Here is a 21522-nt window from a genome sequence, read left to right as displayed (position 1 = left end):
GCCCATAAATCAGGGTCCGACCGCGCGATTAGCGCTTGTCGCCATCCAGATCTTCGAAGTCAGCATCGACGATATCGTCATCTGCTGGGCTCGCGTCAGCGGCCTCTGGCTCATCACCAGCTTCATCAGCTTGCGCTTTGTAGATCGCTTCGCCCAGTTTCATTGCCGCTTCAGTGACGTTCTGAACACCAGACTTGATCTTGTCAGCAGACGCTTTTTCGTCTTCCAGATCGTCTTTCAGAGCTGCGATTGCCAGTTCGATCGCTTCGATAGTGGTTGGGTCAACCTTGTCGGAATGCTCTTCCATGGACTTTTCAGTCGAGTGAATGAGGCTTTCCGCCTGGTTGCGTGCTTCCACCAGCTCTTTGCGCTCTTTATCCGCTTCAGCGTTTGCTTCCGCGTCTTGAACCATTGCTTCGATGTCCTCGTCAGACAGACCGCCAGACGCTTGGATCGTGATCGACTGCTCTTTGCCGGTACCTTTGTCCTTCGCGCCAACGGATACGATGCCGTTTGCGTCGATGTCGAAGGTCACTTCGATCTGAGGCATGCCGCGTGGTGCCGGCGGGATGTCTTCCAGGTTGAACTGGCCAAGGATCTTGTTGTCCGCAGCCATTTCGCGCTCACCCTGGAATACACGCAGGGTCACAGCGTTTTGGTTGTCTTCCGCAGTCGAGAAAGTCTGAGACTTCTTCGTTGGGATCGTTGTATTGCGGTCGATCAGACGAGTGAACACGCCACCCAGAGTTTCGATACCCAGGGACAGTGGGGTCACGTCCAAGAGAACAACGTCTTTCACGTCGCCTTGCAGAACACCGGCCTGGATCGCAGCACCCATCGCCACAACCTCATCAGGGTTCACACCCTTGTGTGGCTCTTTGCCGAAGAATTTGGTCACTTCTTCGATGACCTTCGGCATACGGGTTTGACCACCAACCAGAACAACTTCGTCGATGTCAGACGCGGAAAGACCTGCGTCTTTCAGCGCTGCCGCACATGGCTTCATGGAGTTCTTGATCAGGTCAGAAACCAGAGATTCCAGTTTCGCGCGGGTCAGTTTCAGCACCATGTGCAGAGGCGCGCCGTCCTTGCCCATAGAGATGAACGGCTGGTTGATCTCTGTTTGGGAGGCAGAAGACAGCTCGATCTTCGCTTTTTCTGCCGCTTCTTTCAGACGCTGCAGGGCCATCTTGTCTTTGGACAGATCAACGCCGTGCTCTTTTTTGAACTCATCTGCGAGGTAGTTCACGATGCGCATGTCGAAGTCTTCACCACCGAGGAAGGTGTCACCGTTGGTGGATTTCACTTCAAACAGACCGTCGTCGATTTCCAGGATGGTCACGTCGAAGGTACCACCACCAAGGTCATAAACCGCGATGGTTTGAGTATCTTCTTTATCCAGACCGTAGGCCAGAGCCGCTGCAGTTGGTTCGTTGATGATACGTAGAACTTCCAGACCCGCGATTTTACCCGCGTCTTTGGTTGCCTGACGCTGCGCGTCGTTGAAGTACGCAGGAACGGTGATAACCGCCTGAGTGACTTCTTCGCCGAGGTAGGACTCAGCGGTTTCTTTCATTTTGCCCAGAGTGAAAGCAGAGATTTGGGACGGGGAGTATTTCTCGCCGCGTGCTTCCACCCATGCGTCGCCGTTGCCGCCGTTTACGATGGCGAATGGCACCATTTTCTTGTCTTTTTCGACAGCCGGATCGTCAAAGCGACGACCGATCAGACGCTTTACGCCAAAGACAGTGTTTTCTGGGTTGGTGACGGCCTGGCGTTTCGCCGGCTGGCCTACGAGGCGCTCGTCATCTGTGAATGCGACGATAGACGGGGTGGTGCGTGCACCTTCCGCGTTTTCGATCACACGTGCTTGGGAGCCATCCATGATGGCAACGCAGGAGTTTGTTGTACCGAGGTCGATACCAATAACTTTGCCCATATTTTGATCCCTTCTAACTTAAGGCGATATTTACGAGACGAGACCCGTTTTGGCATCTCGCCCCGATCCTGATGGCGGTGACCTTTGGCCACCACGCTTCGCAGGGTATATAGGGAGCCAGAATAGGTGCTGCAAGCATCAGTTTGACGAGAGAATGCCAATTTTCGCGTGTTTTGCGACTGCATGCCGTTAGGAACCAAAAATGACACCCAATCCCCCGCTGAACATTCGAGGGTTCCAAGTTTACAAAGGGTTTCTAGACCGTGCGGCGCAAGAATCACTCGTGGATCAAATTCGCCAGGTTGCGAGCGATGCACCCTTCTTTGCACCCGTGACACCAAGCGGGAAACAAATGTCCGTCAAGATGACCTCTGCCGGGCAACTCGGATGGGTCACGGACCGGTCAGGCTATCGGTATCAGGCGCATCATCCGAAGGGTGGGACATGGCCTGAAATCCCTGAGAGCATCCTCTCGATTTGGCGCGCGGTCGCCGCGTGTGACCGCGAACCGGTGAGCTGTCTGGTCAATTTCTACGGCGAAGCCGCCCGCATGGGTATGCATCAAGACAAAGATGAAGGCGATTTTCGATGGCCTGTTGTTTCAGTCTCTTTGGGCGATGATGCACTTTTCCGAATGGGCACCACCACTCGCGGTGGAAAGACCGAGTCTTTATGGCTCACCTCGGGCGATGTTGTTGTCATGGGAGGTGATGCAAGGCTCAGCTATCACGGCATTGACCGTATCAGATACCAAAGCTGTTCATTGTTGCCCAAGGGTGGGCGGATCAATTTGACGCTAAGGGTTGTGGATCAAGGTGAAAGGCCGCAGCAGCCATCTAGCCCGTAAGACGCCCCGTCCTCGTGGATGAATAAGCGAATGCGCAGGGCGTTTTCGCGATCCGACATGCCGTCATGACACATTTGATTTTCGATCACCGCTGAAAACCCGCTGTTTAGATCCCCGGCACCCAAACCGATTGTGTTGGGCAGGCGGGCTGCGATGCCTGTCATCCAATTCCTGTCATAGGACGTCGCTGCACCATCAAAGTCTTCGTAGATAGCTTCTGTCGCGCCCACGTTTAAATGAAAATCCCAGAAGGGTTCTGTTCCAAAGCAGGTGAGCGGAGTTTGGAACTCATGCCACCTAGGCTGTTCAGGCACGTCGATAAAGCTCAACCGTACCCATCCGCTGGCTTCAAAACTATTTACGAGTCCCCAAAGTCCAGTCTCGTCTTCACCAACGATCTCAATATTGGATGCGTCAAAGGCCAATGTTCCAAGAATTTCGGATTGATGATCCGGATCGAGGCGGATGTTCAAAACATCATCGCTGGCGACATTTACGACATTTCCCAAAACCGGATAGGTATCGGGTTGGAATTCATGTGCCCAAAGTACGGACGGCAAAAGAAGAATTGCCAACACAACACGGATCATCGCTTTGAACCCCAGCTGAGCGAGGCCTGGCGTCTGGTGTAAAACTCACCCATCAAACCAATGACCAAGAGGACCAGGCCCACATAAAGGGGGTATTCGATACTCGTGTTTCGGGGGGCGTAGTTGATAAAGGTAAACCCACGCGCCTGATCGATGGTATGGAACAGTGGGTTCCAATCAAACATCGCCAGCATGAAGCTCGGCAGCGTATTTGCCGTAAACATCTTGCCCGATGCGATCATATTGGCGCGTGCGTAAATCGTGGTCAGGATTTGCACGGCGGCCGGGAACCAGGGTTTGATTGCCAGCAATACGAGCCCAATTCCGATGCCAGTGAACCAAGCTGCCAACAGCATCCCAAGGGCCCCGATCGGATCTTCGATCACCACAGGGGTCACCGCAACGTGGTAGACAAATAGGATCGCAAAAAGCGAAAGCAGCTGGATGTAAAGCGTGCCGAAGGCTGCCGCGAGGATTGCGATCGCTGTATTCATCGGCGCGTGTTTCATCATGGGCGATGAGGGGCCTTCAGCGCCTGCGACCGCACTCATGGTTTTTGTGTGGGTCATGAACAGGAAAATTCCTGACATGAGATACAGCAGGAAATCACCACGAATAGCGGGGATCCTGTTGCCGAGGATCGAAAACATCGCAAAGAAGGCCAGAACAAAAATAATGGCCTGCATCATATTAATCAGAATCGACATCATGGCGTTGCCATGGGTTTTACGTACACGACGCACAATCGAATGGTACACGAGGCCAAAGATCGTGATCGCGGATTCAAACGTAGATTTAGGGCCGGTTTGCTGAAACATACGGCGTCCTGCTTGATGTGCCTGCTATTTTGCACGGATTTCTTGCTGTTCCGCGTCGAGGTCACCATAAGGGGGCAAACCTAAATTTTCAACAAAAGCCTACGAGGGAGCGACCTTTGAACTACGATGTACTCGTCCCGGTCATGCGCCGCCTATCGATCGAAGCGGGCCGCAAGATCATGGAGATCTATGAGTCCGATGATTTTGAAGTGAAGCAGAAATCAGACGACAGCCCGGTCACCATTGCGGATGAAGCAGCCGATGCCATTATTTCTGTCGGGCTACGCGAGGCGTTCCCAGATGTGATGCTGGTGACTGAAGAGCAGGCCGACAGCCATAAAGCCAAAGGCGACACATTCCTGATTGTCGATCCACTGGACGGTACAAAGGAGTTCATCCATCGCCGTGGCGATTTCACTGTGAACATTGCCTATGTCGAAAATGGCGTTCCACAGCGCGGCGTTGTCTTTGCACCAGCGCGCAACCGGATGTTCTTCACTCAGGCTGATGGGCAGTCCGTTGAGGAAACAGGCGCTTTTGAGCCGGACGCGGTTGGGACCATCACTGAAATCAATGTTGCAGAAGCGGATAACTCTGCAGTGATGATTGTGGCTTCAAAATCTCATCGCGATCAAACCACAGATGACTACATCAACAAGTACAACGTCAAAGACAGCAAATCTGCAGGCTCCTCACTGAAGTTCTGCCTGGTTGCCACCGGCGAAGCTGACATTTACCCACGCGTCGGTCGCACGATGGAGTGGGACACAGCTGCGGGGCACGCGGTACTTCTAGGCGCTGGTGGTGATGTCGTGCGGTTTGATGATCATACGCCGCTGAAATATGGCAAAGAAGATTTCGCGAACCCCTTCTTCATTGCTTATGCTCCAAGTGTGGATTTGAAGCCTGCTTAATCACGCCTTCGGACCCTTTCGAGGGTCCGATTGTCCTGCCTTGGTTCTTGATGCGCTAGGGATTGCAGGTAGATTGGGCGCAGAGGCAGTTGAAAGTGAAGCAAATGGCGGAGCGAATTTCGATTTGGCAATCTTATTTGCTACGCCTCAAGCGCAAGCGGTTGCTTTGGCGGTCCTTTCGATCTCGGCACAATCTGAAACTCATTAGGCAAGGGAATGTCCCCGACGATGGTGTTCTTCTATTTTGCGTTTTGCGAAATGAAGCGACCCGACTTCCCTATTTTCTTGAGTTCTACCGAGACGCAGGCGTCAACCATTTTTTCTTTGTCGACAATGGCAGTGACGATGGCACGTCAGACTTACTGGCGGATCAAAGTGACTGTACTGTCTGGAACACAGAGGCGTCATATCGTGAGGCGCGCTTCGGTCTTGATTGGCTGACTTGGGTCTTCATGAAGTTTGGTCACAATCGCTGGTGCTTAATGGCGGATGTTGATGAGCTTCTGATTTATGATGGCTGCGATACGCGGAAATTGCCCGAGCTTGTAAGCGCTCTGGAAGCGCGAGGACACGAAGGCTTTGGAGCGCTGATGCTGGATTTCTACCCGGAAGGCGCGCTGGGCAAGCAAAGCTATGGGCCTGGTCAGAATCCTTGCGATGTGCTCACCCATTTCGATGCGGGACCATTTCGGCAAGTGCGTCAAACCCCCAGAGGGAATCTCTGGCTGCAAGGTGGTGTGCGTGAGCGTGTCTTCTTTGCGGATGCACAAGAAAAGTCCCCAACTCTTAACAAAATTCCATTGATCAAGTGGCGGCGCAGCTACGCTTGGGTCAATTCCTGCCATGCATTGTTGCCCCGTCGATTGAATTTCATCTATGACGGCCCAAAAGGAAGCACGCCGTCGGGCGCATTTATTCACACAAAGTTCCTACCTGAGATTGTTTCCAAATCAGAAACAGAGCGCCAGAGGAAACAGCATTTTCATCATCCTGATCAATTTGACGGGTACTACAAAGCCGTTGAAAGTGCGCCAGTTTTATATTGTGAACATTCAGTTCGATACTCTGGTCCAGAACAGCTGGCTGATCTCAATTTGATCAGTCGCCGAACCGCCCTTTGGGATATTGAATAAAGCGTAATTCAACTCAAATTTTGCGCAATTGCATCACCTCTTGTCACCTAATCTAAATTCATTGATTCATATAAGAAATCCATGACATATTAAGGGAAACAAGCGGCAGAATGGGTCATAAGATCCGCGCGGCAAGAGCAGAGTGGTGATTTAAGTGGGGCTTTGGGATTCCTATCGCATGCGGTTGCGCCGTAAGCGGCGTCTCCTTCGTGCCATGCGCAAATCTCAGCAGTTGCGCACAGTGCAGGATCACACCAGCCATATTCGCGAAGGTGATGTGCTTCTCGTGTCCACAGTGCGTGATGAAGCCGTTCGAATGCCGTACTTCCTTCAGTACTATCGCAATCTCGGCGTCGATCATTTCCTGTTCGTGGATAATGACAGCGCTGACGGGTTTATGGATTTGGTTGCAGGGCAGCGCGATGTCTCTGTTTGGTACACAAGCGCAAGCTATAAGTCTGCGAACTTTGGCGTCGACTGGATGAATGCGCTGAAGCGGCGCTACGCGCATGGGCATTGGACCCTCGTGGTCGATCCGGACGAATTCTTCATCTACCCCTTCTGTGACACTCGCCCGATCAACGCGCTGACCGATTGGCTTGATAACTCTTCGATCCGCAGTTTTTCTGCCATGCTTTTGGATATGTATCCAAAGGGTCGGTTGGACGAGTTTTCATATCAGCCGGGCCAAGACCCACTAGAGATTGCCTCTTGGTTTGATGCGGGCAACTATACGATTTCGAAAAACCGCGAATATGGGAACCTCTGGATTCAAGGGGGGCCGCGTGCTCGCGCCTTTTTTGCGGATGAACCTTACCGCGCGCCAGCTTTGAACAAAATTCCATTGGTGAAGTGGGACCGTCACTATGCCTATGTGTCCTCCACACACACGCTTTTGCCGCGCGGACTAAACCTCGTGTACGAAGAATGGGGAGGCGAAAAGGCCAGCGGTATTCTTCTTCACACAAAGTTTCTGGATACATTTGCGCATAAGGCCGGCGAAGAGATGGTGCGTAAGCAGCACTATGCCGGGAGCTACGAATATTCGGCTTATGTTACCCACCTGAAGGACAACCCAAATTTCTGGTGCAAGTGGTCTGAAAAATACATCAACTGGCGCCAGTTAGAGATCCTGGGGCTAATGTCGAAAGGGAACTGGGCATGACCGTCGGCGTCGTCATGATGGTGCATGCCGCGCTTGATCGTGCAACCCAAGTGGCCAACCATTGGGTGGCATCTGGTTGCCCGGTTGTCATTCACGTCGACGCCAATGTGAGCCATAAGACCTTTCGCGAATTCAAAACCAATTTTGAAGGTAATGAATTCGTCAAATTCTCCAAGAGACATAAGTGCGAATGGGGCATGTGGGGTCTCGTTGCGGCGACCCAATCCGCCTCAGAACTCATGCTGGATAACTTTCCTCAGGTGCGCCACGTCTACTTGTCTTCTGGATCATGCATGCCGCTCAGGCCAGTTTCAGAGTTGGTGTCTTACTTGGATGCTCGCCCACAAACGGATTTTATCGAAAGCGCAACGATTGCCGATGTGCCTTGGACGGTCGGCGGGCTCGATTCAGAGCGATTCACGCTCCGCTTTCCATTTTCGTGGAAGCGTCAAAGATATCTCTTTGACAAATATGTTCATTTCCAGCGCCGCATAAAATTCAAACGCCGCATTCCAAAGGGCCTTGTACCACACATGGGATCACAATGGTGGTGCCTGACGCGTCAAACCCTATCGGCGATTTTGGAAGACCCTGATCGAGAGCAATATGATCGCTACTTCCAAAAGGTCTGGATCCCCGATGAAAGCTATTTTCAGTCTCTCGCGCGGCTCTATTCGACCAATATCGAAAGCCGGTCTCTAACGCTGTCAAAGTTTGACCATCAAGGTAAGCCGCATATTTTCTACGATGATCACTTGCAGCTTTTGCGCCGTTCAGATTGTTTTGTGGCACGGAAAATCTGGCCAAAAGCAAACAGACTTTATGAGGCCTTCCTGAACAGCCCAATGCCTGAGGCGCGCCGGGTTGAACCAAATCCTGCGAAAATTGATCGCATCTTCGCCAAAGCGGTTGAGCGCCGCACGATTGGCCGTGCCGGGCTATATATGCAGTCGCGGTTCCTCGATCAGCACTGGGAAAACGGTGTTACATCAGCACCTTATTCTGTGTTCCAAGGGTTTACCGAACTCTTTGAGGATTTCGAAAGCTGGTTATCCAAGGCTTCTGGTTGCCGGGTTCATGGCCACCTGTTTGCACCTGCACGAGCAGAGTTCGCTGGAGGTGAAAAAGTCCTGAACGGTGTACTTAGCGACAATGCCAAGCTGCGGGACTATAACTCGCAGGCCTTTTTGACCAATCTGATCTGGAACACCCGTGGCGAGCGCCAGTGCTTTCAATACGGACCACGGGATTCTCAGGCCAACAACTGGCTGATGGCCAAAGACCCCAATGCGCAGATTTCGGTGATTTCCGGGGCCTGGGCGTTGCCGCTGTTTAAGTCCAATCGAAACTTCGCGAACATCCGTAAAGAAGCCGCTCGGCTGCAAAAAATCGAATCTGATTTTCTAGATGTCCTGCGGTCTCCCTGGGCTAAAGCGCGGGTTCGTATCTGGACGATGGCTGAGTTTGTAGAAGCGCCCATGGAGCCGTTGCAGACGGTCATCGACGAGATTGGCAAACACGCGCCCCGCCGCTTGGCTGAAGCACCGCGAATGACTGATCTGACTGGATTTGGACAATTCCTGCAAAACCTGAAGAACCAGGGCATGCACCCCTATCTGATGGGCGACTTCCCGGTCGGCCCGAACGATCCAGTGGATCAGAAACCGACACGTCGCCCCTATTTGGTACAATAACACCTAATGACCGAACGCTTTGATTATTTTGTGGTTTTTGCTGAGATGCGAACCGGTTCGAACTTTCTGGAAGCCAACTTGAATGGGTTGGACGGTGTGACATGCCATGGAGAGGCCTTTAACCCGCATTTCATTGGCTATCCGAATAAGACCGAAGTATTGGGTGTGTCCCAGGATGATCGAGATTCAGATCCACAGGTTCTGATCAATGCAGTGAAGTCAGGTGATGATTTCGGCGGATTCCGCTTCTTCAACGATCACGATCCCCGCGTGCTTGAGCCGATGCTGGATGATCCTCGCTGTGCAAAAATCATTCTTACGCGTAATCCGATGGACAGTTTTGTTAGCTGGAAGATCGCGCAGGCAACAGGACAGTGGAAACTGACCGATGTGCGTAAACGTCGAGACAGTAAAATTACCTTTAATGGTGAAGAGTTTGCGATGCATGTCGCTAGGCTTCAGGCTTTTCAAGTGACCCTGATGAATGCTTTGCAACGGAGTGGGCAGACAGCCTTTTACGTTGCTTATGAAGATTTGCAGGATGTCGAAGTTATGAATGGCCTTGCAAAATTTCTTGGCGTTGATGCGCGCCTTGAAGAGCTCGATGGGAAACTTAAGCGGCAAAACCCAAGCCATATCTCTGAAAAGGTTGAAAACTTCGATGATATCCCGTCGGCATTGCGTGACCTTGATCAATTTAATCTGGCAAGAACGCCAAATTTTGAACCGCGCCGTGGCGCGATGGTTCCCAGCTATGTGGCTGGGAAAAATACAGGGCTGATGTTTTTGCCAATCGCAGGTGGGCCGGATGCTTCTGTTCGAAACTGGCTTGCAGCAATGGATGGGTCAGAGGTTGATGCATTGCAAACTGACATGAACCAGAAGGCCTTGCGTCAGTGGAAGCGTCAATTTGTGCCAAATCGCGCGTTTTGCGTGTTGCGCCACCCGGTTGCGCGTGCGCATGCAAGCTTTTGCAAGGCTATTCTGTCGACTGGGCCAGGCAGCTTCCTGAAAATCCGGCGCACACTGCGAAATCGCTTTTCACTACCAATTCCAGAACAGATGCCGGATGAGGCCTATGGGGTCGATGAACATCGCGCGGCGTTTAAAGAATACCTGCGATTCGTGAAAGCGAATCTGGCTGGGCAGACGGCTATCCGGCAAGATTCACATTGGGCCTCTCAAGCCAATCTGATCACTGGATTTGCGAATTTTGCATCACCAGATGTCCTCTTCCGAGAAGAAGAGCTGGCTTCCGGACTTCCAGAATTGGCTGCGAAACTTGGGTTGAGCCAGGCACCTGCATATGCAGCTGATCCGCATGAAACACCCTTTGATATTGCGGATATTTATGACGATGAAATCGAGGCTTTGTGCCAAGATGTTTATCAGCGTGACTACCTGACTTTCGGGTTTTCTAACTGGCGATAAGCGGCGCTTTAGGCCGCCTGCATCGCGTCGGATTCCGTCAAAATCGTATATAGCGTCGACGCTTCTGGATTGGATCGCAGCTTATTGCAGAAGTTGCTGTCACGCAGTTGACGTGACACATGCGCCAGCGCTTTCAGGTGATCCACACCCGCATCTTCCGGAGCGAATAGCGCAAAGGCCAGATCAACCGGTTGACGGTCTACTGAATTGAAATCAATCGGTTTTTCCAGAAGGATGAAGGCGCCAGTTACGGAGTGAATTTCGCTCAACCGTGCATGTGGGAGAGCAACGCCCCGCCCAACACCTGTCGGACCGAGGCTTTCGCGTTCTTGCAATGCAGAGACGACTTTGCCAGCAGGCAAACCATAAGCGGAGGCTGCAAGATCACCAAAGTCTTGCAACAACCGTTTTTTGCTGGAGGTGGCCGAAATTACTCTGACCGCCTCCGGGCGTAGGATAGTAGATAGATCCATTTAGCCTGTATCTCCGCATCAGGCTTCCCTGACGCCAATTATTGCGGGTCGATCCAACCAATGTTGCCGTCATCACGGCGGTAGACCACGTTGATCCCGTCTTTTCCCTCGTTACGGAACACTAGCACAGGTGCGCTGGCGATTTCCATCTGCATGACAGCTTCGCCAACGGAAAGTGATGGGATCTTGGCTTCCATTTCAGCCACAATCACGGGCTGTAGGGAGTCAGGTTCCGTCTCTTCTGAGGCGTTGTCCGTGGCGAGGATATAAGAGGAAGCACCCGAAAGTTCAACCGGCTCTGAGCGGTCCTTATGATGGTCCTTAAGACGACGTTTATATCGACGCAGCTGGGTTTCCATCTTGTCACTGCAATTTTCGAATGCTGCGTAAATCTCGGTGGCGCGACCTTTGGCTTGCGCAGTCAGGCCAGTCGACAAGTGAACAGTGGTCTCACAGACATATTCATGTGCGCTCTTGGAAAATACGACCTGAGCATCCGTTGGGCGACCAGCATACTTGCCCATGATACTCGATAGTTCACCTTCAACATGCTGCTGCAGTGAATTTCCGATGTCGATTTGTTTTCCTGAAATCTGATAGCGCATCCTATCTCCTTATTATTAAACATTTCCAAATTGATTAATCCACGCCTCCAAGGAGCGTGCTTTGAGATCGATCAATTTAGAATGTTGGGATTGGACGTTTGCATGGCTTGCTGCGCGACAGGCCCTTGAAAAAGGGATGTCTGAGTCGGCAAGTTCATCTTCACAAGCGTCATACCCTACATTGGGGCAGGCAACGCGCAAATTGTCAATCAAGTGTGATGTGTTTTGCAGGATTCCAGCGAGAATCCGTAGTTTCTATGAGATTTTGAAACCGTCACCGAGATAAACACGGCGTACATTCTCGTTTTCGACTACTTCGTCGGGGCTACCTGACATCAGGACTTTGCCATCGTGCAGAATATAGGCGCGGTCGACGATTTCGAGCGTCTCGCGCACGTTATGATCGGTAATCAAAACGCCAATTTTACGCTTTTTTAGATCTGCAACGAGATGGCGGATGTCACCGACACTGATTGGATCTACACCAGCAAAGGGTTCATCCAGCAACAAGTACTTGGGGTCTGCGGCCAAGCAGCGCGCAATTTCAACACGGCGGCGCTCACCACCTGACAATGCCAAAGCAGGGGCGCGGCGCAAATGTTCAATCGAAAATTCTGACAGAAGCTCTTCAAGCCGTTCCCGGCGTTTTGCACGGTTTTTGTGGGTGATGTCGAGAATCGCCATGATGTTGTCTTCCACGCTTAACCCGCGAAAGATCGACATTTCTTGAGGCAGATAGCCAATTCCCAATTTCGCGCGGCGATACATCGGCATTGTGGTCACATCCTGACCATCAATCGTGACGCGACCGCCTTCGGGAACGATCAATCCCGCAATCGCATAGAAACTGGTGGTTTTGCCGCTACCATTTGGGCCCAGCAGTGCAACAACTTCCCCGCGTTTAAGTTCGAGTCCGACTTCACGGATGACAACGCGTTTGCGGTAGCTTTTGCGTAGGTGTTCAACCTTAAGACCGGAGTCACCTTCGGTCACTTGAAGCTTGGGCGCGTTCATTGATTGGCCCCAGGTTTCAAAACGGTTCGAACACGACCATGCAGTTCTGCAGTCGAATTGATTGTATTCACGGTCATGCGTTCTGCGGTCATGGTGTTTGCACCCTGCGCAAGCGCCACGCTTCCTTGCATAAAGATAAGGCCGGTATCGACATCATAGGTCGCGTTTTCAGAGCGTGCGGTGTCTTTTCCACTGAGAATCGAAACACCACCAGTTCCAGTGAGTTTGGAAATACCATCCTGCGCTTCATTGTATGTGACTTCGACTAATGGCGCCTCAAATCGCATGTCGCCCTGGGTGATCACAACATCGCCTTGAAACTTGGCATTGCCGGTTTCCTGATCAACGCTCAGGCTGTCCGCTTGAACCTCGATGGGTGCATTTGGATCGTTGGAAGAAATGCCGAAATCGACTTTGAATTCCTGCGCGTAGGCCGCGGAAGTAAGCGCAAGCGCCAAACATACTGCAAGTAGTCGATACACCGTTGCACCTCTTAACGTTTCTGAGGCGTGTATAACAGTTCAACGCCATTTGTGAAAAGGAAACGCCCTTGGGACGATTCATCTCCTGCGGTTAGTTGCATTGCGCCCGCACGAAAGCGGCCAATGGGGCCAACACCGGTCACCTCGGTTTCAGAAATGGCGGTGCCGGCCTCCAAGTTCAAGGCCAGCGCTGCCGAGCGCATTTCGTAGCCATTGGTGGAAGTAATCAGGACGTCGTCCATAAAGTCTGCGGTCAGTGCCTTGCTGTCGATCTGCCCTGCGCCTGAGGCCAAGTTAACAGACTGCCTCGCATCGATATCGATGCGCGCGCGCAAAGTTGTAACGAATGCCAATCCAGGATTGGCGACATCTGGCTTGGCGGCATCCGCAGTCACGCGAATGTCGTAACCACTTGCTGTTTTCCCGGCCAAGAAAGGCTCGGTGATTTGCTGGTCATTGATCCGTTCCTCAAGATCAATTTCTGCAAATGGAATGGTGCTGGTCGGGGCGACGGATTGCGCAAAGAGAAACATGGTCGACAAAAGCGCGAGCGCCGCCAATGGCAGCAGCACTTTCAACCAGTTTATGACCTTTGAATACGTCACCGCGCCAACTTGCCTTTAATGCGAGAAGATATCGATTTCGGGCCAGCCTTCCAAATCCAAAACAGCACGGGTTGGCAGGAAGTTAAAGCAAGAGGCCGCCAGTTTTGCCCGACCCTCACGTTCAAGGCGTTCATTCAGCTTTTCGCGTAGCTGGTGCAGATAAAGAACGTCAGACGCCGCATATTCAAGCTGTGCTTCGGTGAGCTTTTCGGCACCCCAATCGCTCATCTGTTGCTGTTTGGAGATATCGACGTTCAACAGTTCTTGCAGCAGGTTTTTCAGGCCGTGGCGGTCGGTATAAGTACGCACCAATTTGGAGGCGATTTTTGTGCAATAGACTGGCGCTGTCAGTGCGCCAAATGCATTGTGCATTGCGGCGATATCAAAGCGTCCAAAATGGAACAGCTTAAGCACGTTTGGATCTTCCAACATCCGGCAGAGATTGGGCGCTTCGGTCTGTCCCTTGGCCACTTGCACAATATGTGAATTGCCATCACCGCCCGACATCTGAACAACACACAGGCGATCACGGTGGGGATTTAATCCCATGGTTTCACAATCGATTGCGACTACCGGGCCCAAATCAAGCCCGTCGGGCAGATCGCCCTGATAAAGATGGTTCGCCATGATGACCTCAAAACTGTTGTTGTTCCCGATGTACGGCCTTGGGCGCCGTTATTCAATTACAAGCGGGGGATTTACGCTGGTGCTGGCCAATCTCAAGCTGAAAAGCCTATGTTGGGTGAAACAACAGATCGGATGTCCACATGAGCACCTCGCTAGAGCAAGTCCTGACAGCAATCGATTCCGCCAATGCAAAAGATCCGAGGCTGGATGATGGACAACCAGAAGCTTTGCTTTACGGCCAAAGGATGAGCGCCGAATGTTCGCGTCTCTTCCCTGATGCTCCTGAGATTTTGCAAATTGCGGCACGTGGCCAGCATGTGGAGCGCTGGGTGCTGCTACGAGCGGACTACCCGGAAGGGCGCGCTGGCTATTTGAAATGGCGGCGCGATCTTGGGGCGCATCACGCAAAAACGGTGTCCGGATTCATGGCCGAAGCGGGATACGGAGATGCGGATCGTGAGGCTGTGGAGAAGATGCTGCGAAAGGAGGGCATCAAGCGTGATGAGAATGTTCAAGCGCTTGAAGACATTATCTGCTTTGTATTTCTCAAGTGGTATTTCGCACCCTTCGCGGCAAAGCATCCTGATGACAAGGTGCATCGTATTGTCGAAAAAACCGCGCGCAAAATGTCTTCCGAAGCGCGTGAACGCGTTTTGAAGGAATTCGAGCTGCCAGATGCACTTTCGACTGCATTTGGCTGAATGAGAATCATGCTTGAACTAAGTTTGTTACCTTCTCGGCCGGGCTGGGCTCACACTATTTAGATGAAACAGTAATCAAAATAACATCCATGACGGGAAGCTTGCGACCTAAATCTCTGATTTTTCAGTGCTTCTGAGAATTTGCGCTCGAATTCCTTCGACCTAGGTTAAGTAATCGTTAAGTTATTAAACAAATTTAATGATCAATTGGGGGATGTTATGAAAAGATTTCTTGCGACCGCTGCAGTCGCGCTCACCGCCAGCGCTGCCTATGCTGGTGACGCTCCGGCTCCAACAACGACTGAGGTTTACGATCCGACATTTTTTCTTGGATTCACTTGGGCGTTCGGGAATGATGGGAGCAGCGCCGCTCCTTCCAATAACCTTGGGTTTGGGATCAAATATCTGTCTACCAACCAACCTGATACTTTGGCGGGTGCAATTGGCTTAACGTATTACTTTGATGGTAGCTTTGGTTGCGATATCGGCGCGGCGCTGAACCATGGGGCGGGCAGCTTGGCCTTGACCTACGATTTCTGTCGCAATCAGCCGCAATTGTCTCTTGGTGGGATCGAACAACCAGACACTGTAACCACTGGCGGTTCAAGCTAAGAAGCAAATATGAACCGAAGAGACGCCCTACTTTCATTTGCGTCTGGCATTGCAGCGGCGACCGCTTTTCCGGTCGCCGCACAAGTTTCTATCGACCGACCGCTGCTTGATCTGGTGTCCGATACCATTTTACCCGAAGATGCATTGACTCCTTCGGCGTCGGCTATTGGTGCAGTCGACGATGTGCTGGAGATGGTGCAGTCCCATCAGATGCTGCAACAACTGATGGCCTTTGGTCTGCAATGGATCAATCAGGCTGCAGGTGTACCTTTCGCCCATCTGCCGACCGAAGGTCGTGAGCAACTTCTGAAGCTCGCTCAGGATTCCGATTTTAATCAGGTCCCAGGGCGCTTTTTTCACGTTCTTCGTGTGCTGCTTTTGGAAGCCTATTACGCCAAACCGGAGGCGTTGGCCGGACTACCGCTGAATAGCGCTCCGCAACCCGAAGGATACTTGCCTCCTTGGAGCTAGTTCATAAACCAGATGTTGTGATTGTTGGATCAGGCGCGGGAGGTGCATCTGCGGCTTGGAGGCTGGTGCAAGAGGGAGTGCGGGTATTGATCCTTGAAGCAGGGCCACGCTTCACTGCTTTCGAAGACTATCCGCTCGATAATCCAGATTGGGAAAAAAAGCCGTTTCCTGTGAAAAAAGGTAGTCAGAGCCAAGTTGAATTTGGAGACCTTGGCACGCTTCACCGGAAGGATGCCGACCTGCGCGGGTGGTCCAAAAATCTGCGTTCAAACCGTCCCCCAACCGGTGAGAAAAGACGCCCGCAAGCGCCCGGGTACTCCCATGTGCAAGGTGTTGGTGGATCAACGTTGCACTTTGTGGGCGAAGCTCAACGCTTTCACCCACAGGCCTTTCAGCTGGCGACAGCGCCAGCAGAGCAGGTCGTTTGGCCGATCACCTACGAAGATATCGAACCCTTTTACGGACAAGTTGAAACGGACATTGGTGTAGCGGGGTCTGGCGATGCAGATGGACGCTGGCGCAGCACACCCTTTCCGATGCCACCACATCCTGTGAGCCCTGGTGGTCAGGCCTTGCTGCAATCTGATGCGAATTGGAGGGTCAATGCGCGCGCGGTGAATTCCAAACCTTACGATGATCGACCCGCGTGTAATTACTGCGGTCAGTGCTCGCGTGGTTGCCCTTTGGGGGACAAAGGCAGCGCTGATGTCACCTTCATCAGGAAAGCGGAAGAGACTGGATTGCTCACTGTTATTTCCGATGCACCCGTTCAACGTTTGCTCGCGGATGCGAGTGGGCGAATTTCTCATGTAGAATTTGTTAAAAATGGTGAAACCCAGCGCGTCGAGACACCAACACTCATTTTGGCTGCCGGCGCTGTGCAGACACCGCGTTTGCTGTTGCTTTCAGCGACGACTGCGCAACCAAATGGGCTCGCAAATGGCTCTGGTCAGGTGGGGCGAAACTTTATGGAAACGCTCTGGTGGAACAGCGCGGGTTTGGTGCCAGGACTTAGCAACAGTCACATGGGACTGCCTGCAGACCTGGTGAATTGGACGCATGCCAAGCCGGGCGCAGTCGATGGTGTGGTTGGCGGTTTTAAGTTGACCCACAACACATTGGATCTGGGTTTAAACGGTCCTATCGCCTTTGCAAGCCGCGTGGTGGGTGGCATTGGCGCTGATCTCAAACGACAGGTTCGAGAGACGTTTGGTTCTGCGCTGGCCATCAGTGCAGTCGGGCAAGTCATTCCCGATGAGCGTTCCTTTGTGGCGCTTTCACAAAACAAACGCGATGCCTATGGGCAGCCGATTGCACAGATCAATTCTGTACTAACGGAAAACAGTCTTCAGCTGTTACGGCATATGGCAGAAGCCACTCGTAATGCGCTTAAAGCCTGCGGAGCAGAGATTGTCGAAGAGGATAGCTGTTGGGATCGCTTTCGATCCTCACACGTCTTCGGTACAGCGCGGATGGGCCACGATTCAGTGACATCAGTGGTGGATGCCTTTGGGCAAAGCCATGATCATGACAACCTTTGGATCGCAGATGCCAGTGTAATGCCAAGTTCTGGGGCCGGGGAGGCGCCAGCGTTGACGATCATGGCGCTGGCTGCGCGAGGTGCTGAGCAAATCCTGAAATGAAAACGGCGCTGAAAGATCAGCGCCGTCTTTGATTATAAAGAAACTAGCCTTATGCGTCAGGAGCTACCGCTTCAGTTTCCTCCAGCGGTAGCGGGGTTGAACCGTTCAGCTTTGGCGCTTCCTTCACGGGGGCAGAGGTGGTTGCTGTCTCCATAAGGCCTTCAATGCCACCTTCCATGCTGAGACCCAGCTCATCACCAAGCTTCTTCAAAGCAGGCATCTGCACGGCCATGCCCATGATGGAATCCAGGGCCTGATTGATCGGCGCCTTTTCAGCACCGGTTCCGCCAGAAGCACCGCCGCCTTGATTGAGGCCAGACAGCTGGTGGATACGGATCGAGTCGATCTTCTCGGCAGGTTTCACCGCTTCCGCTAGGACTTTCGGCATCGCTTCCAGACGTGCCAAGGCCACTTTCATCTCAATGATGGCATCAGACAGAGCATTTTCGGCATCCGTAATTGCGCGACGACCTTCGGCCTCAGCAAGCATGTCGCTTTTCTTCGCCGTTGCTTTGATGGTGATGGCATCCGCCTCACCCTGCGCCTCTTCACGACGTGCTGTCGCGCGATCTTCGGCGGCGTCACGTTCAGCAGAGGCTGACAAACGCACTTTGGTCGCCTCGCGTTCCGCTTCACGTGCTGCTTCAATCAAGGCGATTTCCTTCAGACGCTCCGCTTCAGCAACCTGTTTCGCGGTCACAACGGCTTCCATGGCTTTGGTTGCTTCAGCGCGTGCAACATCGGCAGATGCCTGTGCGCGGCTTTCTTCTTCGGACTTTTGAGCGATGATGATCTGTCGATCTTGATCTGCAACCTCGAGCTCCCGCTCTTTGTTGATCTCAGCTTCGCGGATTTTACGTTCGCGTTCGATTTCAGCCGAGCGAACCTGCTCTTCGCGGGCAATCCGCGCGCGTTCACTGTCACGTTGACTTTCTTCGCGCCGCTGGGCGATTTCCGCTTCTTGCGCGGCCTTCATGGTTTCCACCTTTTGGGCCTGCTCAATACGCGCCTGTTCTTCATCCTGCTGAATGGTCAGCTTATGACGCTCAGCTTCCATGGATGCACGGCGGACGGCCACGTCCGCTTCGGCATCAATGGTGGCGCGCTCCTTCTTGGAGTTTGCAATCACCTCAGCAAGACGGCGCATACCGACGGCGTTAAACGCGTTGTTTTCGTCAAGCGCTTCAAATGGCGTTTGGTCAAGTGCGGTCAGAGATACGGATTCAAGCGAGAGACCGTTTTTGGTCAGGTCTTCGGAAACCGTGTTCTGAACTTCCTGAACAAAGTCCGCGCGGTTTTCGTGCAATTGATCCATGCTCATCTGAGCTGCCACAGCACGCAGACCGTCAATGAGTTTACCTTCGATCATCTCACGAAGCTGATCGACATTGAATGTGCGCGCACCAAGGGTCTGCGCAGCACGGGCGATACCTTCGTCGGTTGGCGATACAGAGACGTAGAACTCAACACCGACGTCAACGCGCATGCGGTCTTTGGTGATCAGCGCGGCGTCATGACTCCGCTGCACCTCAAGGCGCAGTGTTTTCATGTTCACTGGGCTAACTTCATGCAGCAATGGGATGACCATTGTGCCGCCGTCCATCACGATCTTTTTGCCGCCAGCACCTGTTCTAACGAGGCTGACTTCGCGAGTGGCGCGTTGATAAAGCCGCGCCAATACGAGGCCGATAAATGCGATCAGGGCAATGATGACCGCGACATAGGTTAGAAATAACATTTCAGACATTAGTCCCCCTTAAGAATGAGTAGATTCAGAAATCGAAACGATCCGGTAACCATCGTCTCGTCGGTGACGCAAAACGATGACCTCGCTGCCTTGCGGGATCGTTGCGTCGTCGCGCAGAGGTTCTGCGCGTAGATAGTGTTGATTGCCATGTCGGTCTGTGACCCGAACTTCTGCTGGGCGTCCTCGAGAGGCGGATCCTTGGCTCACGACTCCTTTGCGCCGACCCAGATGACGTTCAGAGACAGATTCGCTTTCTGTCTTAGGTACAAGTCGCGCGAAAGCACCACCGAATTTTTTGGTGAACCAGATTGCCCCGAAGATGGCAGGCAGGCTGACAATCGCTGGATTCCAGGCTGCACCAAACAGAGATTGAAGCGCGCTCTGAAGACTAAGACCTGCCAGTCCGTAGCTTGCGAGCATTGTCGCCAGCCAAATTGCGGCAGGCATCTTACCAAAGCCAAGCCAGTTCGCGATCCCGCCTCCTGCCACATCGGTCGACACCTCAGCTTCTGCAACTTCGATGTTACCAAGGTCGACGTCTCCAAGGTCCGCATCCCAATCCCCTAGATCGGCAATGTCTAGGCTTGCGGAATCAACACCAATATCTGCGTCAATCTCCGCAAAATCGGCGGTATCCGCACTGTCACTGGTAAAAAGGGATCCGCCTAAGAACAGAAAGATGACTTCCAGAGCAAGCAGACCAAAAAGAAGGGCAATTGAAAACGTGAACGGGGCGAACGGCGTCGAAAGATAGGCGTCGAACATATACGGGGCGGAACTCCTCACAGAAACTTTACTCAGCCTTAACTTGGGTATTTGTGCACTTTTTACAAGTATTTACTATGAGATAATTCACGTTAATCGTGTGGGATTGACCATGAAATCAAAAAGCCCGCAGCGAAGCTGCGGGCCTTGTTGTCACAATTGAATGTAACGATTATCGGATGCGCTGTTCCGTTTTCGCATCAAAGAACAGAACTTTTTCTGGCTGATAGTTCACCTTAACTGTGGTGCCTTTGGTCAGAACGTCTTCTTCTTTGCTTTCTACGACAACTCGTTCTCCGGTCGCAGCAGACAGGTACTCGTAAGATACACCACCGAGCTGTTCCGCAAGATCGACTTTCACGGTGCTTTCTGCAGCAGTTACAGACAAGTGTTGCGGGCGCATGCCGACAAGAACTTCGGTGCCGTCTGCAGGCAGAGACACATTGGCTTCGACCAGCTCGTTGTCTAATGCAGCCACGCGAACTTTGCCGCCTTCTACCACACCGTTGAGGAAGTTCATGGAAGGAGAGCCAATGAAGCCCGCCACGAACTTGTTGTCCGGATCGCGGAAAAGATCCATTGGGGCGCCAACTTGCTCGATATATCCTGCGCGCAGCACAACGATCTTATCCGCCAAGGTCATCGCTTCGACTTGGTCGTGCGTCACGTAGATCATTGTGGCGCCAATTTCGCTGTGCAGACGCGCGATCTCCACACGCATGTCTACACGAAGTTCCGCATCGAGGTTGGACAGTGGTTCGTCAAAGAGGAAAACCTCTGGGCCACGGACAATCGCACGACCGATGGCGACACGCTGGCGCTGACCACCAGAGAGCGCTTTTGGTTTGCGCTTCAGATATTGGTCCAACTGAAGAATTTGGGAAGCTTCACCAACTTTTTTGTCGATTTCCGCTTTTGAAACGCCGTTCATTTTGAGCCCAAAGCCCATGTTTTCTTCGACGGTCATATGCGGGTATAGCGCATAGGTCTGGAATACCATCGCAACGCCGCGTTCCGCTGGATCCATATGAGTCACATCGCGGGTGCCGATGTTGATCTGACCATCAGTGGTCTCTTCAAGACCAGCAACCATGCGCAGCAAAGTGGATTTACCGCAGCCTGATGGGCCGACAAATACACAGAATTCGCCATCTTCAATTTTTAGGTCCACACCGTGAATGACCTGGGTTTGGCCGTATTTCTTGATGACGTTGGTTAATTCAACACCAGACATTTAGATTTATCT

General features: G+C 52.4%; 22 protein-coding genes. 10 read left to right on the top strand and 12 right to left on the bottom strand.

Annotation, left to right across the window (positions count from 1 at the left end):
• Nucleotides 1-28 precede the first annotated feature (28 nt).
• Nucleotides 29-1939, bottom strand: a complete 1911-nt coding sequence (gene dnaK / locus M0D42_RS13895) for a molecular chaperone DnaK (protein WP_265019206.1) — start codon at nucleotides 1937-1939, stop codon at nucleotides 29-31.
• A 202-nt stretch (nucleotides 1940-2141) separates the two neighbouring features.
• On the opposite strand from dnaK, the gene M0D42_RS13890 reads away from it, so the two are divergent.
• Entirely contained in the window at nucleotides 2142-2786 is a 645-nt protein-coding gene (locus M0D42_RS13890) for an alpha-ketoglutarate-dependent dioxygenase AlkB family protein (RefSeq protein ID WP_265019205.1), read from the top strand.
• Here the strand turns inward: M0D42_RS13890 and M0D42_RS13885 are convergent.
• Both M0D42_RS13885 and M0D42_RS13880 read right to left on the bottom strand, forming a co-directional pair.
• Nucleotides 2750-3376, bottom strand: coding sequence for an SH3 domain-containing protein (locus M0D42_RS13885; RefSeq protein ID WP_265019204.1), 627 nt, complete (start codon nucleotides 3374-3376; stop codon nucleotides 2750-2752). The genes M0D42_RS13890 and M0D42_RS13885 overlap by 37 nt on opposite strands.
• Entirely contained in the window at nucleotides 3373-4194 is an 822-nt protein-coding gene (locus M0D42_RS13880) for an ABC transporter permease (protein WP_265019203.1), read from the bottom strand. The genes M0D42_RS13885 and M0D42_RS13880 overlap by 4 nt, the downstream gene beginning before the upstream one ends.
• A gap of 116 nt (nucleotides 4195-4310) precedes the next feature.
• On the opposite strand from M0D42_RS13880, the gene cysQ reads away from it, so the two are divergent.
• The 5 genes from cysQ to M0D42_RS13855 all read left to right on the top strand — a co-directional run bounded on the left by cysQ (nucleotide 4311) and on the right by M0D42_RS13855 (nucleotide 10531).
• Nucleotides 4311-5108, top strand: a complete 798-nt coding sequence (gene cysQ, locus M0D42_RS13875; protein WP_265019202.1) for a 3'(2'),5'-bisphosphate nucleotidase CysQ — start codon at nucleotides 4311-4313, stop codon at nucleotides 5106-5108.
• Between the two features lie 104 nt (nucleotides 5109-5212).
• Nucleotides 5213-6241: a glycosyltransferase family 2 protein gene (locus tag M0D42_RS13870; RefSeq protein WP_265019201.1), complete on the top strand. Its 1029-nt coding sequence runs from the start codon at nucleotides 5213-5215 to the stop codon at nucleotides 6239-6241.
• A 178-nt stretch (nucleotides 6242-6419) separates the two neighbouring features.
• Nucleotides 6420-7406, top strand: coding sequence for a glycosyltransferase family 2 protein (locus M0D42_RS13865; protein WP_265021163.1), 987 nt, complete (start codon nucleotides 6420-6422; stop codon nucleotides 7404-7406).
• Nucleotides 7403-9100, top strand: coding sequence for a beta-1,6-N-acetylglucosaminyltransferase (locus tag M0D42_RS13860; RefSeq protein WP_265019200.1), 1698 nt, complete (start codon nucleotides 7403-7405; stop codon nucleotides 9098-9100). Before M0D42_RS13865 ends, M0D42_RS13860 begins: the two co-directional genes overlap by 4 nt.
• 6 nt (nucleotides 9101-9106) lie before the next feature.
• Nucleotides 9107-10531 (top strand): nodulation protein NodH, encoded by a 1425-nt coding sequence (locus tag M0D42_RS13855; protein ID WP_265019199.1) that lies wholly within the window; start codon nucleotides 9107-9109, stop codon nucleotides 10529-10531.
• 8 nt (nucleotides 10532-10539) lie between these two features.
• Here M0D42_RS13855 and M0D42_RS13850 read toward each other — a convergent pair whose 3' ends face one another.
• The 6 genes from M0D42_RS13850 to M0D42_RS13825 form a co-directional block, all read right to left on the bottom strand.
• Complete coding sequence (locus tag M0D42_RS13850; RefSeq protein ID WP_265019198.1) at nucleotides 10540-11004, bottom strand: PTS sugar transporter subunit IIA; 465 nt, start codon at nucleotides 11002-11004, stop codon at nucleotides 10540-10542.
• Nucleotides 11005-11042: 38 nt separating this feature from the next.
• The gene (gene hpf, locus M0D42_RS13845) at nucleotides 11043-11609 is read right to left on the bottom strand and encodes a ribosome hibernation-promoting factor, HPF/YfiA family (RefSeq protein ID WP_265019197.1); all 567 of its coding nucleotides are present in this window, start codon (nucleotides 11607-11609) and stop codon (nucleotides 11043-11045) included.
• A gap of 255 nt (nucleotides 11610-11864) precedes the next feature.
• On the bottom strand, nucleotides 11865-12623 hold the full coding sequence (lptB, locus tag M0D42_RS13840; RefSeq protein WP_265019196.1) for an LPS export ABC transporter ATP-binding protein: 759 nt from the start codon (nucleotides 12621-12623) through the stop codon (nucleotides 11865-11867).
• Nucleotides 12620-13105 (bottom strand): LptA/OstA family protein, encoded by a 486-nt coding sequence (locus tag M0D42_RS13835; RefSeq protein WP_265019195.1) that lies wholly within the window; start codon nucleotides 13103-13105, stop codon nucleotides 12620-12622. The genes lptB and M0D42_RS13835 overlap by 4 nt, the downstream gene beginning before the upstream one ends.
• A gap of 11 nt (nucleotides 13106-13116) precedes the next feature.
• Nucleotides 13117-13710 (bottom strand): LPS export ABC transporter periplasmic protein LptC, encoded by a 594-nt coding sequence (lptC, locus tag M0D42_RS13830; RefSeq protein ID WP_265019194.1) that lies wholly within the window; start codon nucleotides 13708-13710, stop codon nucleotides 13117-13119.
• A 15-nt stretch (nucleotides 13711-13725) separates the two neighbouring features.
• Nucleotides 13726-14337: a ribonuclease D gene (locus tag M0D42_RS13825; protein WP_265019193.1), complete on the bottom strand. Its 612-nt coding sequence runs from the start codon at nucleotides 14335-14337 to the stop codon at nucleotides 13726-13728.
• A 140-nt stretch (nucleotides 14338-14477) separates the two neighbouring features.
• Here M0D42_RS13825 and M0D42_RS13820 point away from each other — a divergent pair, with 140 nt between their 5' ends.
• The 4 genes from M0D42_RS13820 to M0D42_RS13805 all read left to right on the top strand — a co-directional run bounded on the left by M0D42_RS13820 (nucleotide 14478) and on the right by M0D42_RS13805 (nucleotide 17764).
• On the top strand, nucleotides 14478-15038 hold the full coding sequence (locus M0D42_RS13820; protein WP_265019192.1) for a DUF4202 domain-containing protein: 561 nt from the start codon (nucleotides 14478-14480) through the stop codon (nucleotides 15036-15038).
• Nucleotides 15039-15257: 219 nt separating this feature from the next.
• Complete coding sequence (locus M0D42_RS13815; protein WP_265019191.1) at nucleotides 15258-15650, top strand: hypothetical protein; 393 nt, start codon at nucleotides 15258-15260, stop codon at nucleotides 15648-15650.
• 9 nt (nucleotides 15651-15659) lie between these two features.
• Complete coding sequence (locus M0D42_RS13810) at nucleotides 15660-16121, top strand: gluconate 2-dehydrogenase subunit 3 family protein (protein ID WP_265019190.1); 462 nt, start codon at nucleotides 15660-15662, stop codon at nucleotides 16119-16121.
• Nucleotides 16112-17764, top strand: coding sequence for a GMC family oxidoreductase (locus tag M0D42_RS13805; RefSeq protein ID WP_265019189.1), 1653 nt, complete (start codon nucleotides 16112-16114; stop codon nucleotides 17762-17764). Before M0D42_RS13810 ends, M0D42_RS13805 begins: the two co-directional genes overlap by 10 nt.
• A gap of 49 nt (nucleotides 17765-17813) precedes the next feature.
• On the opposite strand, the gene M0D42_RS13800 is transcribed toward M0D42_RS13805, so the two are convergent.
• The 3 genes from M0D42_RS13800 to M0D42_RS13790 all read right to left on the bottom strand — a co-directional run bounded on the left by M0D42_RS13800 (nucleotide 17814) and on the right by M0D42_RS13790 (nucleotide 21510).
• A complete protein-coding gene (locus tag M0D42_RS13800; protein ID WP_419195943.1) occupies nucleotides 17814-19511 on the bottom strand; it encodes a flotillin family protein in 1698 nt (565 codons plus the stop codon).
• 9 nt (nucleotides 19512-19520) lie between these two features.
• Nucleotides 19521-20276 (bottom strand): YqiJ family protein, encoded by a 756-nt coding sequence (locus tag M0D42_RS13795; RefSeq protein ID WP_265019188.1) that lies wholly within the window; start codon nucleotides 20274-20276, stop codon nucleotides 19521-19523.
• 172 nt (nucleotides 20277-20448) lie between these two features.
• Nucleotides 20449-21510, bottom strand: coding sequence for an ABC transporter ATP-binding protein (locus M0D42_RS13790; RefSeq protein ID WP_265019187.1), 1062 nt, complete (start codon nucleotides 21508-21510; stop codon nucleotides 20449-20451).
• Nucleotides 21511-21522: the final 12 nt, after the last annotated feature.

The organism is Cognatishimia activa (assembly GCF_026016445.1).
Taxonomy (GTDB): domain Bacteria; phylum Pseudomonadota; class Alphaproteobacteria; order Rhodobacterales; family Rhodobacteraceae; genus Cognatishimia; species Cognatishimia activa_B.
Note: the sequence above shows the minus strand (reverse complement) of the source record. Positions and strands in the feature narration are given on the sequence as shown.